Genomic DNA, 13,091 nt, shown 5'->3' with positions numbered 1-13,091 from the left:
TGAAAGAGCGAGCTTTACTGTGTCTTTTATATAGGGACACTTGTTTGTGATGGGGGTCAGGTTCGAACCTGACCCCTTCGACGACGCCCTTCTTTATATCCATCTGGATTCTCCGACTGCCAGCGCCACGTGTCGCGACACATTTCTTCAATGCCTTTCGCTGCTTTCCATCCAAGCTCTGTTTCAGCTTTCGTGGGATCGGCGTAGCATTCTCCGATATCGCCAGGCCGGCGTGGTGCAATCGAATACTTCACTTCTTTTCCTGTTGCTTCTTCAAAAGCCTTTACCATTTGAAGTACACTATAGCCATTACCTGTCCCAAGGTTATATGCTTCAACACCTGTCGTACCTAGAATATGCTCAAGAGCTTTTAGATGGCCATTCGCTAGATCTTCCACATGAATGTAATCACGTACCCCCGTACCGTCAGCTGTGTCGTAATCGTCACCAAACACGCTAAGCTGTTCAAGCTTTCCAACAGCTACCTGACTAATATATGGCATCAAGTTGTTAGGAATCCCGTTCGGATCTTCTCCAATTCGCCCGCTGATGTGCGCCCCAATTGGATTGAAATAACGAAGGAGAGCAATGCTCCAGTTTGAATCTGCCACGTGAAGATCACGAAGAATCTGTTCAATCATAAGCTTCGTTTGGCCATAAGGATTCGTCGCACTTAGGGGCGCTTTTTCTGTAATCGGCATTACGTCTGGCATCCCATATACAGTGGCAGAAGAGCTGAAGACAATATTCCTTACGTTATACTTCTCCATCACTTCACATAGAACGAACGTCCCTGTTAAGTTATTGTGATAATAATGAAGCGGCATAGAAACGGATTCACCGACCGCTTTCAAGCCTGCAAAATGAATAACCGCTTCAATCTCATTTTCTTCAAATACCTTTTCTACCGAAGTACGATCAAGGAGATCCACTTCATATATGGGAAAATCTCTCTCTGTTAATTCTTTCACACGATCAAGCGACTCCATCTTACTATTCGAAAAGTTATCAACAACAACAATATCAGAACCGTGATCAAGTAACTGCACACACGTATGACTTCCAATGTAGCCAGCACCGCCTGTTACTAAAATAGCCATTCTTTCTCCCCCACTTCTTGTGATGTCACCAAAAAATTCCTTCTCATCATATCACATTCATTCCCGTAAATTCATCGTTAATCATGAAAAAATCGCTCTCTACTGAGAGCGATTCGGTTAAAGAAGAAAGCCAATTACCTAAACAAAAGCCTGGATTTCTTTCGTTTCCCTTTTTCTTCTGAATCAGCAGCTAAAAGACCTTCCTGCTTCTTCATTCCTTCTTCTTTAAAACGGCGTTTTTCTTCCTTTGACCACGATTTGTATTCTTTAATAAAGGCTTCATACTTCGGCATGATATCCTTCATCGGTCCATACTCACGGATCGTACCATGTTCAAGCCAGATTGCTTTATTACAAAACTTCTTCATCTGTCCGTTCGAGTGACTAACGAAGAAAATCGTCTTGCCTCTTTCTTTGAACTCTTCCATTTTCACAAGGCATTTATCAGCAAATGTTTTATCACCAACGGAAAGCGCCTCATCGACAATCAGAACATCCGGATCTACGCTAATTGAAATCGAAAATCCAAGACGTGATTTCATACCGCTTGAGTATTTTTTGACAGGCATATCAATAAATTTACCGATATCGGCAAACTCAATAATATCAGGCTTCATTTTTTCAATTACGTCCTTTTTATAGCCCATCATAAGAAGCTTTAACTCAATATTCTCACGACCTGTTAACTCTTTATTTAATCCAGCTGAAACGGCGATTAGAGAAACATCACCTTTAACGTCAATTTCCCCGCTCGTTGGGGGAGTAATGTTGGCAACAAGATTCGAGAAAGTTGATTTCCCTGATCCGTTAACCCCAATAATGCCAACAACGTCGCCTTCTCCTGCTTCAAAAGTTAAGTCACGAATGGCGTAAAAATCCTCACCGTAACCTCCAGGAAGAAGGATGTCCTTTAACTTATCGGAGTTCTGCCTGTGCATTTTATATTTTTTCGTAATCCCATTTAATTTAACTGAATAGCTCATAAACGACAGTCCTTATTAAATATAGTCTACGAAATGACTCTTGAACTTCATATGCAGGTAGGAACCAATCATCAATAACAGCACAACAACCACCCAATAATAAAGTGTGTATTGAAGCGTCTGATGAACCCAGCCCATGCCGAGAAGTGCATCTCTGTAGCCTTCCACTATATAGTATAGCGGATTAAGTTTCATCCCAACCTGGATAAATCCAGGTAAATCATCAATTGTCCAAAGAATCGGTGTTAAATAAAGAAACATTCGTATAAATGACTGAAGCATTTTGTGTACATCTCTTACAATTGTCGATAATGTTGACGTAATAAGAGAGATCGCAAAGATTAAAATAATTAATGCAAACATGTAATAAGGCAATTGAATTAAGTGCCACGATAAACCCTGACCGGTTAATAACACGGCTGCAAAATAAATACCCAGAAGAATCAAGTGCTGATAAAAGACCGACATGATCACAAAACTAGGAATAGTACTCATAGGGAAGTTCATTTTCGATACCATCGAAATCCTGGTATAAATCGATTTTGAGCCTTGAATAACAGCTGGATTAAAGAAAAACCAAACTACAAGACCAGCAGACATCCACAGCACAAACGGCACCCCGTCGACGGGATTACCATTACGGATCCCAAATCCAAATACAAACCAGTAAATACTCATTTGAAACAGAGGATTGAGAATTTCCCAGACCATACCAAGATAGTTGTTGCTATTTGTACTTTTCACTTGATAAATCGAAAGTCGATTTATTAAGTAAAAGTTGCTTACTTGTTCTTTTAAAACTGCAATCATCGAATTCATGCTTATTTTGCCTCACTAACAAAAATTTGGTCAACAACCTTTTTGGTAGCAGATCCTCCCTCGAGGTAACAATACGTCTGATAGAAATCGTTATACTTCTCCTCGAATGCGCCAAAACCTTCATTTTCAAACGTTTGAATGGCCTTCAACACTTCTGCGGTTGTTGTCACTACAGGACCCGGTGCTTCAACTTCTAAATCAAAGTAGAAGCCACGCAATTTGTCTCGATATGAAGCGAGATCGTAGGTGAAGAAAATGATCGGTCTCCTTAAATTTGCATAATCGAAAAAGACAGAAGAATAATCCGTAATCAAAACATCGGACATTAAGTAAAGATCGTTTACGTCGACACCTACAGATAAATCATAGACAAATCCTTCATATAGAGAAAGGTCAAATTGCTCAGCAATCAAGTAGTGCATCCTTAACACAATAACATAATCATCGCCGATTTCGCTTCTTAACATATCTAAATCTAATTTTAGCTCATGTTTGTATTTGCCCGGCTGATAGAACTCATCATCTCGCCAAGTCGGTGCATAAAGTACCACCTTTTTATGCGTTGGAATGCCGTACTCCGCTTTTAATGCGGCAATCCCGTTTTCATCATTTTCAAGATGCAGACGATCATTACGGGGATAACCCGATTCAATCATGTTCTTCTTAAAACCAAATGCTCGCTCAAAAATTTCTGTGGAGTAACGGTTAGGAGAAATAAGATAATCCCACTTCGCAGCTTCCTTATAGAAATTATCTTTATAAGAAAGCGTATTTGTCCCAGGCATATGGACCTCGTCCATATCTCCAGCAAGCTTCTTAAGCGGCGTTCCATGCCACGTTTGCACGTAAACGGTGTGCGATGGCTTGGGAATCCAAAGGGACATTCGACTATTCGTTACCCAATAACGAGCACGAGCCATCAGGTAAAACCACTTTAGTGAAAAACGCCTTACAGTAGGTATACCCTTTTTGCGGAATAAATCAGCATGTGACTCTTCAACGCTCCAAATCATTTCAAGGTTATAATTGTGCTCCACAAGATATTCGTAGATCGCTCTTGGATTACAGCTATACTGTTTTCCAGAAAAGCTTTCGAATATCACCAGTCGCTTATTTGCAGGAAACCGACCTAATGCCACGAAAAGAAGTCGACTAAATGCCTTCATCAATGGATATATTTTCATCATCTTTAATAGCTTTTTCATGAATTGGACACCTTACTCCCGACAAATAGTAGATTCATTTGAAATGCCCTCTCGCTTTAAAAAACAGGATAGTGCCATTTCGCCTTTATCAGCGGCAGTACCCTGTTTCTTAAATGTGCATCTACACTTCAGCTTTTTCGGGTTCAAACACCCTGTTAATCACTTTCTTAGCTGCATGCCCATCATCTAGATGGCAATATTTATCGTAAAATGCATTAAATTTACTTTCGTACTCGATCTCAATTCTTTCGAGATTTTCAATGGCATCAAGAACGCCCTCTGATGTTTTCAACAATGGGCCAGGTGCTTCATTTTCAAAATCCATATAAAATCCGCGCAGTGAATCGCGATATTTTTCGATGTCATAAGTGAAGAAAAGAATCGGACGACGCAGGTTCGCGTAATCAAAGAATACGGATGAATAATCGGTAATCAACACATCTGATAGCAAATAAAGCTCCGCAATATCGCCATAGTCAGAAAGATTGTAAACAAAATCACTCATACCCGTTGTATCGATGTGCTCAGCAACTAAATAGTGCATTCTAAGAGCAATCACATACTGATTTCCTAGACGCTCCTGCATTTTCTTTAGATCTAACTTTAAGTCAAATTTATACTGACCTTTCCCATGAAACTCATCGTCACGCCACGTTGGTGCATAGAGGATGACCTTCTTATCTGTAGGAATATCGAGCTTCGCCTTAATTTCCTGCTGTCGATTTTTCTTTTCTTCTTCTGGAAGGTAAAGAATATCATTTCTCGGATAACCAACATCTAGCATTTCTTTTCCGAACTTGAACGCTCTTCTAAAGATCTGCGTAGAATAATCATTCGGCGAAACAAGGTAGTCCCACTTTTGGGCTTCATTATAAAAATTCCGCTTATACTTTTCAGTCGTTGTACCCGGCATACGCACTTCTTTCATATCAGCTGCAAGCTTCTTAAGTGGCGTACCGTGCCATGTTTGCAAATACACCGTTTCGGGACGTTTAATAGCAAAATTCGGCATTCTGGCGTTCGATACCCAGTATTTCGCCGTTGCCAGGTGGTAATAATATGCTGGACTTAAACGACGCACCTGCTTCGGATTTCCAGGTATGTCCTTTTTCTGCTTATCATAAACCCATAAATAATCGTATTTCTGGTTGCTTTTTAACAGCTCCTCATAAATGTAGCGAGGACTATCAGAGTAGCCTTTGCCGCCAAAGCTTTCAAGCAACACTTTTCGCTCTTTCATTGGCATTTTCACAAGGACAGTTCGGTAGAGCTGACGCATGAGTAAGTGCTTTTTCCTTAACGCTCTTCGCCACTGTCTTAAGCGAACGCGAAACTTCATTGACTTCAGAACGGCTTCCTTCTTACCTTTCTGGAGGAGGCGATGTTCTCTTCGTTCAACTAAATTTCTTCGCTTGATTCTTCCTGGGGCCACGAGGGCAAGACAGTTTTTTAAAGCAGTAAAATGATCAAATAAAACAGATGGTTCTTTCGTCGCTTTATTTGTAATACTTTTTGAGTAATAGTTTAACAAAAGCAAGTCCAAATAACGACTAATGCTTTTCGTTTCGCCATATGATAGCTTCATCTTGTGATAAATATAAAATAAGTCAGGTAGCTTCTCCTCAACCGAGTGCAACATTAAAGTTGGATGGTCAATTGGATCGTAACATTCCCCTTTTAAATAAGTCGGAACGCCTGAAATCATCGGAATCTCTTCCGAATGCACAATCGCAGGTATGGAAAATGATAAATCCGCGTAAAACGTTGCTTCTTCATCAAAACGAAGCTGATGGTACTCAATAAAGTCTTTGCGAATTAGAAAGTTCGTCGCACTTCTACGGCGGAGAGCTTTAATCTTTCTACCGCCTCTTAATCTCCGTAAGTGGTAGGAATCTTCTCCAATTTCTGTAGGAATGTCAATTTTACCAGCTTTAAAAATAGACGCACCAATTAGATGGTCTTCTCCAACATTGCTTAGAAGAAGTTCTAGTGTATATGGGGCCAGGTAATCGTCACCGTCCATAAAATAGATGAACTCATTGGAAGCATGGTCAATTCCCATATTGCGCGCTTTTGAGACACCAACATTTGTGTCTAAATGATAGCAGCTTAGTCTTGGGTCATGATATTGCTCGATGATTTCTTTACTACGATCAGTTGAAGCATCATTGATCAGGATAATCTCAAAATCCTGATAAGACTGCTGAAGCAAAGAATCAAGGCATTTTTGAATATAATCTTGTTTATTATAAACGGTTACTATTACACTAATTTGTCCCATCACAATCCCTAGCACCCCAACTATTTATTCTCAAATTCTATGACTGCTTAGCCGTTAGATACAAGCAACTCTTTCTTGATTTTCGTTGTTGAAATTCCTGCCGTACGTGGAAGATAAACAACTTCACAATGATCTTTCAAGAAGTCAAATTTGCCTTCCCAATCATCGCCCATTACGAAAATATCAACATCGTTATTTTTAACATCGTCTACTTTTTGTTCCCAATGTTCTTCAGGAATAACTTCATCTACGTAACGAATCGCTTCTAAAATCACTTTACGATTTTCGTAGCTGTGATACGCCTTTTTATTTTTGAGTTCGTTAAATTCATCAGTTGAAATGGCTACAATTAGATAGTCGCCAAGATCCTTTGCTCTCTTTAATAAATTAATATGTCCCCAATGCAATAAATCAAACGTACCGTAAGTCAAAACCTTCTTCATTTCGACCCCTCCAGTTATTAGTGTTTAATAGTTTTTTTACGAGACACGAATTAACATACAATTTACAATTTTTAATAACACTTAACATCACACGTGCTTTATTTGCTTTATAATAGATTTGTATCCAAGTCTATCCTTTATCAAATGAGCGTGATGTAATCATGACGCGCAGGCCTGTCTTTATCACAAGCATGGCGAGGAAAAAGGATATATAGTAAAGTAGAAACTCTGCGCCTGTTACCTGTTCAATCAAAACAATGAACACAGCCGTAACATAAAAGCCCGGTAGGCCAAGCAGAACAGCTACAATATCAAAAAACAGTGAACCATCTCGAATCGAATTTACAGGATCCTGAGTGGTTGATTGCGACATCGTTAACTTCGTTAGCTGGTAGGCAATTGGAACGAGTAATGCCATGATAATCGCTACAATCGTCACATAGATCAATGTCATCTCGAGTAAATTCACCTCAAGCATCCCAGCTTGTCTTAAGACAGTTAAAACCATCGATAAAAAGACCGGCAATGCTGCAGCTTGTATAATAATGTCAATATAATACCCTTTTGATGACGTTTGTTTCGTAATTCTAGCAACTTCACCATCAACACAATCAAAGAGATAGCCAATATTATAAAACAGCGCGGCAAAAACAATCGATAAAGGTGTAGCAATCATTAGCGATAAGCCTGAGATAATCATAAAGAATGCACTCATCCAGCTTACCGTATTTGGTTTTATCCGCATTTTAATAAACAAAATGGTAATATAAATCGAAATTCGCCGCAGTACATACCATGACCATAAATCTTCTTTATAACTTAACGTTTGAGACTGCTTTCGATAAGAAAGAATCGTCTCATTATCAAGAAATGTGGTCGGTAGTAATTCTTGCCCATTTTTCATGACCGGTCTTCACCTTCCAGTATTGTTTGCTAAAGTATCCGCCTACTAGTCCAAGTCCCCTCGAAAAGTGGAGCAGAAAGAACTGCATCACTGTAGGAAAGTATGCGCGGAAACCATGTTGTTTAATAACGCCTAGTGAAGAAACACCGATCATCATCAGGTAAATTGCAACTAATGAGAGTAGCCCGATTAAAAAAGCATCATTAAAGAGTGCTCCAATTCCAAGACCTGTCCCAGTAAGGAATGCCATCAAGGGAGCAAGCTGTCGAAATCTCATTACACCTTTTGTACTTCTAGAAGCAATAATACCCCATTTACCATCTGCGTAAGACTTTTGAACAAATGTCTTTACACTATCTCTAGCAAAATAAGTGGAAGCAATATCACTAGACAAATAAAACTTTCCGCCTCGATTTCTAACCCTCGCATGAAATTCTATATCTTCACTTCTTCTTAAGTTTTCGTTGAACAATCCGGCTTTTTGGAATACTTCACGTTTGTAAGCACCATACGGAACTGTATCTACAAGTCCTTCCCATTTACTGGAGCTTTTTGTAATGCGGAACATTGAGTTCCCGACTCCCATTGGATGTGAGTAAACATACGCATTAATTGTTCCCCAAAATCCTTTTCCTTCTGTTCGAATAACGCCTCCGACGCAGTCCATATTTGGCTTGCGTTGAATTAAGTCATAGTAACCTTTAAGGAAATCTTTCGGGATCATCGTATGACCGTCTACCCTTAAAATGTACTTTCCTTTTGCATTCTGGATAGCAAGATTCCATCCTGTAGGTAAGGTTTCTTTTGGATTTTCAAATAGTCGAATTCTTCCCGGATTCTTAAGACTAACATCTTCTATAATATCTTTCGTTCGATCGGACGACATTCCATCAACGACTAGAATTTCATATGAATGCTGAGGAAACTCCTGTTGCAAGACACCTTCTAGCAACTTTCGTATATACCTCTCTTCATTCTTCACGACGAGAAGCACGGAAAAGAACAATTCTTTCATTTCTTTTCATCCCTTCACAACTTCGCCTTATCTCTTTTTTCTCTCTATGAGACTATTTTTTCAATAAATCTTTTCAATCTAATACTTAAGTATACATGAATTCGATTGAATAATCATTGTAAAAATAAGGGAAAAGCAGTTTATTTTCTTTCAATTGTGTGAACAATTTCTGCTAGATTCTTCATGTTCTCACGTCAAAAAAGCTAAGACTGACTGATCGTGGATTAATGAGAAAACTAGGTTCATTATGGTATAAAACAATGCTGTCGCTATCACTTCATCGCAACATATGACACCCTTCGTCACATCCCGGTAAATTGTGGCCCTTCATTCGCTTGTAATAAATGCCTATTTAAATGAATTCGGTCGTGCGTATAGACAAACATAAAGCCAACGCATCCTTTTAAACCAAAATGGGAATAGGGTCATTTAGAATAATAAGTTCAATCGTTTTGACAAACTACACAACAAAACAATTGAGCTTACTTCTTTAATTAACCACATTTAATAATTTCGATCACGCAGTTATCCTACATTACCCTTCTTGTATGAAATAAAACGATACAAAGACGTATCGGCGAGATTGTCTCGGTAAACGGAATTTAGTGTATTTCATCTTAACATTTCAGGATTGAGAAGGATACCGACTATTGTTGTCGAAAATTCTGTAATAGAGGCATTCACAATAAACAAAATGGAACTGAAGCAGCTAAGCACGTCGTACTACGTGGATTATGCTAAGTTGTGAAAAAGCAGGAAAAAAGTCGGGAAATATGTTAATATTAGTAAGCATTTATATAGAATTTGAAATCAATTAGTTACTGGGAGGATTCAACATGAGAGTAAGGAAGGCTATTATACCTGCCGCTGGTCTTGGAACAAGGTTCTTACCGGCAACTAAGGCGCAGCCAAAAGAAATGCTACCAATCGTGGACAAGCCAACGATTCAATATATTGTAGAAGAGGCTGTTGCCGCTGGAATTGAAGATATTATCATTGTTAGCGGTCGTGGAAAGCGCGCAATTGAAGACCATTTTGACAAATCCTATGAGCTTGAAGAAACGCTTATTAAGAAGCAAAAAGAAGCGATGTTGAAAGAAGTTCAGCAAATATCTAATTTAGCCAACATTCACTATATCCGTCAAAAAGAACCAAAAGGCCTTGGACATGCGATTAACTGCGCAAGTCGTTTTATCGGTAATGAGCCTTTCGCAGTTCTCCTTGGAGACGACATTGTCAAATCAGAGCAGCCGTGTATTGGCCAGCTCATGGATAGCTACAATCGTTACCGTACTTCCATTGTTGGTGTTCAACAAGTTGCGGACGAAGCCGTTTCAAAATACGGGATTATCGCTCCAAAAGGAGAACAAATCGATAATGGTATTATCCCTATTAAATCTCTTGTTGAGAAACCTTCCCTTGAAGAAGCACCGTCTAACTATGCGATTTTAGGACGTTACATTCTAACTCCTGAAATATTCTCCATTCTTGAAAACCTACCTAAAGGCGCTGGTGGAGAAATTCAGCTGACAGATGCGATTAAAGTATTGAATGAACAGCAAGCTGTTTTTGCTCATGAATTCGAAGGTCAGCGTTACGATGTTGGTGATAAATTTGGTTTCATTAAAGCAACCGTCGATTTTGCTCTAACACGCCCAGATCTTCAAAAAGATGTGATGAACTACTTAAAACAAGTGGTTGATCAAGAACTAACGACAAAAAACTAAAGAAGTCTACTTGAGCCTTTGAAGCTCTGATTCAATAAAAGCCGCGATTTCTCCAAAAGAGAATCGCGGCTTTTCTTATTTCATTTTCGCTAACTGCTTTTCGGAGAAGTCGCCAGCGATTGGAAGCTTATATTGTTTGCCCTGATAGGCTTTTACCATTAAAACAATCCAAACAATTAAGCTAAGAGGAGGTAAAATCAGAACAGAAACGATTGTACCAATAACAGGAACAACATTTAACACAAGGCTTATAACGAAGAAAGCTCCGAACACAACAATTGATTGCATGGCGTGAAAGCGAACGAACTTGTTTTCTTTTTCGATTAACAAAAAAATAATTCCAGTGACAAAGCCTAATACATAGGTCAACAGTCCTGCGACGTTTTCCTCCAATCCACTTGAAGTTTTTCGTGGGGTTGGCGTCATTTTTTCTGGACTATTCCCGGCCTCCACAGCGATCCCTCCCTTATTTTGTAAATTCAGAATATTTTATAAATTAATTTTATCAAAAGCAGGAATTTGGGGGTAGTATACGAAAGTATACTACTTAGACAAAATTCGAGTAATCTTTTATAGCGGAGTGTGATACGGATGATCCTTCCAGATAACCCCAATCATGATCAAAGTCAGATGAAGGCTTTTCCATTTAATATTACGAGAGAAAAAGAATTAGCTAGCTTCTCTCGCTTACTAGACCATAGTGGAAGTGGTATTCTTTCAGTCTATGGCCAACCAGGTACAGGGAAAAGCGAATTAATGACTCACTATCGAAAAGAAGCCACGGAACGAGGCGTCGTTTTTTATCTTGTTAATGCACAATATTCAAAAGCGGAACCATCTGCTTTTCTTCAACTATTGCTTGACCAGATGGGCGCTTCTAACGTATACATTTCACCACTTGAAGCCATTCATATGCACATCCAACATCTAGAGAAGCAAGGTATTCGCTTTGTCATTGCGATTGATTCCTACGAACGATTTGAAAAGTTAGATGAATGGTTTAGACAGTCTTTTCTTCCTTCGCTACCCTCTTCCAGCATTCTCATTTTCTGCGGTCGTAAGCAACTTAATGCGTCCTGGAGAGCGTCAATCTGGTATCCCTTTATCACATCGATTGAGTTAAAAGGGTTTAGTATAGGCCAATTTGATTCCGTGTTCCAAACATTGAATCCAGAGCTCGTACAGCTAGCCTGGAAATTTTCAAGCGGTAATCCTTATGCCTTATCGCTCTGCGTACAGAAATTAAATGAAACACAAGAGTGGAATGAAAGAGATGAACAAAAAATTTATCGTACTGTTGTAAAGGAATGGCTTAGTGAACTTGAAGATGATCACCTCATTCCTTACATTGAGGTGGCATCAATCGGTCGCTACATTCAGCAGGAAAAACTTGAGGTAATGCTTGATCAATCGATATCACGCAAAGATTTTGAAGCGCTCATCTCTCTTTCCTTTTTTGAAGAAACCGAAGCCGGCTGGCAGTTAAATACACTTTTCCAACGCGCAATGCGGGATGACCTTAGAAGAAGGAAGCCTTTTTATTATCATCAGCTCTGGAAGCGCGCATTGCTCTATTGTCGTTCGTTTTTCGATCATGATCGAATAGTAGATTCTACGGAAATTAGTGAGTTTTTTTATTTGCTAGGTGAACCTATGATGCGAGCCTCGTTATTTGATCATGAAACGTTATCGACGTACACGATGACTTCAGCGAATCAAGATGACTGGAGGGAGATCCTTCCTTATTTAGAAGAGAATGCTCTTGTCAGCGAAGATCTGCAGACTCCATTTGCGAATGAGCACAGTGGAGAGACGGTCAACAAATACTTCACCTCTAAAAATAACAACCAGGAATCGGCTTTTATGACAAAAGAAATGATCGAGTCCGTCGGTATTCACCACGTCAAGTTGCTTCGTCAAAGAGATGGAATCGTCAAGGGAATTGCTTTCTTGCTACCCATTCAGTCAAACACGCTTAGAAACTTGCAGAGCAGTCCTGTGACAAGAAGTTATTTTAAGAGAATCTCTCCCGCTGAAGAAAAGCGCATTCTTTCACAAGATAAACCATCCGGCTGGGTGATTCGTTACCTAGGCGTGAAAAACCCCAAACAGATGGAAGATCGAAAAGCACTTCTTTACCACCTTCTTCCGCTTGTATTAACCGAAGGGATTCTCGTAGCTTCAACGCCGCTTCCTTTTTATCAAGAATTATTAGAACAGTTTCGATTTAATGAAATTCCAGAAGCGAGGCATTTTGATTATGGCCCTGATCGACCTTCTAAAACTTATGAGCTTGATTTACGAAATGCTCGGCTCTCTCACTATCTTGAAACGTTCGCAAATGCTCTTGGAGTTAATCTATCTGAGACGCCCGACCATCATTTCCATTTTACTGCTCGTGAGCAGGAAGTCGTTTCACTTGTGATACAAGGATATTCTAATGCCAAGCTAGCACAAACTCTTTCATTAAGCGAAGTGACAATTAAAAAGCATCTTAGCCGAATTTATGAGAAAACCGGTGTAAAAAACCGGACTCAGCTTACACGTGTGATGCTTGAGAGAAAATAGTGGCGGTGTGGGGGTCAGGTACGTACCTGACCCCCGCTGCTTTAAA

The 13,091-nt window shown here is 39.5% G+C and carries 10 protein-coding genes and 1 pseudogene; 2 read left to right on the top strand and 9 right to left on the bottom strand.

Translation table 11 applies throughout. The features are described 5' to 3' along the window. Positions 1 to 56 precede the first annotated feature (56 nt). The 8 genes and pseudogenes from galE to LCL91_RS09525 form a co-directional block, all read right to left on the bottom strand. Entirely contained in the window at positions 57 to 1,100 is a 1,044-nt protein-coding gene (gene galE / locus LCL91_RS09560) for a UDP-glucose 4-epimerase GalE (protein WP_224881972.1), read from the bottom strand. Between the two features lie 197 nt (positions 1,101 to 1,297). Then, positions 1,298 to 2,083, bottom strand: a pseudogene (gene tagH, locus LCL91_RS09555) (teichoic acids export ABC transporter ATP-binding subunit TagH); the annotation flags it as partial. A gap of 15 nt (positions 2,084 to 2,098) precedes the next feature. Beyond that, positions 2,099 to 2,902 (bottom strand): ABC transporter permease, encoded by an 804-nt coding sequence (locus tag LCL91_RS09550; protein WP_224881971.1) that lies wholly within the window; start codon positions 2,900 to 2,902, stop codon positions 2,099 to 2,101. A gap of 2 nt (positions 2,903 to 2,904) precedes the next feature. Continuing rightward, positions 2,905 to 4,107, bottom strand: coding sequence for a CDP-glycerol glycerophosphotransferase family protein (locus tag LCL91_RS09545; protein ID WP_425589673.1), 1,203 nt, complete (start codon positions 4,105 to 4,107; stop codon positions 2,905 to 2,907). A 121-nt stretch (positions 4,108 to 4,228) separates the two neighbouring features. Further along, complete coding sequence (locus LCL91_RS09540) at positions 4,229 to 6,388, bottom strand: bifunctional glycosyltransferase/CDP-glycerol:glycerophosphate glycerophosphotransferase (RefSeq protein WP_224881970.1); 2,160 nt, start codon at positions 6,386 to 6,388, stop codon at positions 4,229 to 4,231. Between the two features lie 47 nt (positions 6,389 to 6,435). After that, positions 6,436 to 6,831, bottom strand: coding sequence for a glycerol-3-phosphate cytidylyltransferase (gene tagD, locus LCL91_RS09535; protein WP_165998134.1), 396 nt, complete (start codon positions 6,829 to 6,831; stop codon positions 6,436 to 6,438). 130 nt (positions 6,832 to 6,961) lie between these two features. Next, positions 6,962 to 7,735 carry a CDP-alcohol phosphatidyltransferase family protein gene (locus LCL91_RS09530; protein ID WP_224881969.1) on the bottom strand — a complete coding sequence of 258 codons (774 nt, stop codon included), beginning with the start codon at positions 7,733 to 7,735 and terminating at the stop codon, positions 6,962 to 6,964. Then, on the bottom strand, positions 7,695 to 8,750 hold the full coding sequence (locus LCL91_RS09525) for a glycosyltransferase family 2 protein (RefSeq protein WP_224881968.1): 1,056 nt from the start codon (positions 8,748 to 8,750) through the stop codon (positions 7,695 to 7,697). Before LCL91_RS09525 ends, LCL91_RS09530 begins: the two co-directional genes overlap by 41 nt. Before the next feature lie 836 nt (positions 8,751 to 9,586). Between LCL91_RS09525 and galU the strand changes: the two genes are divergently transcribed. Then, positions 9,587 to 10,477, top strand: a complete 891-nt coding sequence (gene galU, locus LCL91_RS09520; RefSeq protein WP_224881965.1) for a UTP--glucose-1-phosphate uridylyltransferase GalU — start codon at positions 9,587 to 9,589, stop codon at positions 10,475 to 10,477. A 75-nt stretch (positions 10,478 to 10,552) separates the two neighbouring features. Here galU and LCL91_RS09515 read toward each other — a convergent pair whose 3' ends face one another. Continuing rightward, the gene (locus tag LCL91_RS09515) at positions 10,553 to 10,930 is read right to left on the bottom strand and encodes a DUF4870 domain-containing protein (RefSeq protein ID WP_224881964.1); all 378 of its coding nucleotides are present in this window, start codon (positions 10,928 to 10,930) and stop codon (positions 10,553 to 10,555) included. A 138-nt stretch (positions 10,931 to 11,068) separates the two neighbouring features. On the opposite strand from LCL91_RS09515, the gene LCL91_RS09510 reads away from it, so the two are divergent. Continuing rightward, the gene (locus LCL91_RS09510) at positions 11,069 to 13,045 is read left to right on the top strand and encodes a LuxR C-terminal-related transcriptional regulator (protein WP_224881963.1); all 1,977 of its coding nucleotides are present in this window, start codon (positions 11,069 to 11,071) and stop codon (positions 13,043 to 13,045) included. Positions 13,046 to 13,091: the final 46 nt, after the last annotated feature.

Source organism: Guptibacillus hwajinpoensis, from assembly GCF_020171785.1.
Taxonomy (GTDB): domain Bacteria; phylum Bacillota; class Bacilli; order Bacillales; family Guptibacillaceae; genus Guptibacillus; species Guptibacillus sedimenti.
This window is presented reverse-complemented; position numbering and strand designations above follow the sequence as displayed.

Coding starts and splice junctions, on each gene's coding strand:
- galE (WP_224881972.1), bottom strand. CDS start 1,100: ATGGCTATTTTAGTAACAGGCGGTGCTGGCTACATTGGAAGTCATACG.
- LCL91_RS09550 (WP_224881971.1), bottom strand. CDS start 2,902: ATGAATTCGATGATTGCAGTTTTAAAAGAACAAGTAAGCAACTTTTAC.
- LCL91_RS09545 (WP_425589673.1), bottom strand. CDS start 4,107: ATGAAAAAGCTATTAAAGATGATGAAAATATATCCATTGATGAAGGCA.
- LCL91_RS09540 (WP_224881970.1), bottom strand. CDS start 6,388: ATGGGACAAATTAGTGTAATAGTAACCGTTTATAATAAACAAGATTAT.
- tagD (WP_165998134.1), bottom strand. CDS start 6,831: ATGAAGAAGGTTTTGACTTACGGTACGTTTGATTTATTGCATTGGGGA.
- LCL91_RS09530 (WP_224881969.1), bottom strand. CDS start 7,735: ATGAAAAATGGGCAAGAATTACTACCGACCACATTTCTTGATAATGAG.
- LCL91_RS09525 (WP_224881968.1), bottom strand. CDS start 8,750: ATGAAAGAATTGTTCTTTTCCGTGCTTCTCGTCGTGAAGAATGAAGAG.
- galU (WP_224881965.1), top strand. CDS start 9,587: ATGAGAGTAAGGAAGGCTATTATACCTGCCGCTGGTCTTGGAACAAGG.
- LCL91_RS09510 (WP_224881963.1), top strand. CDS start 11,069: ATGATCCTTCCAGATAACCCCAATCATGATCAAAGTCAGATGAAGGCT.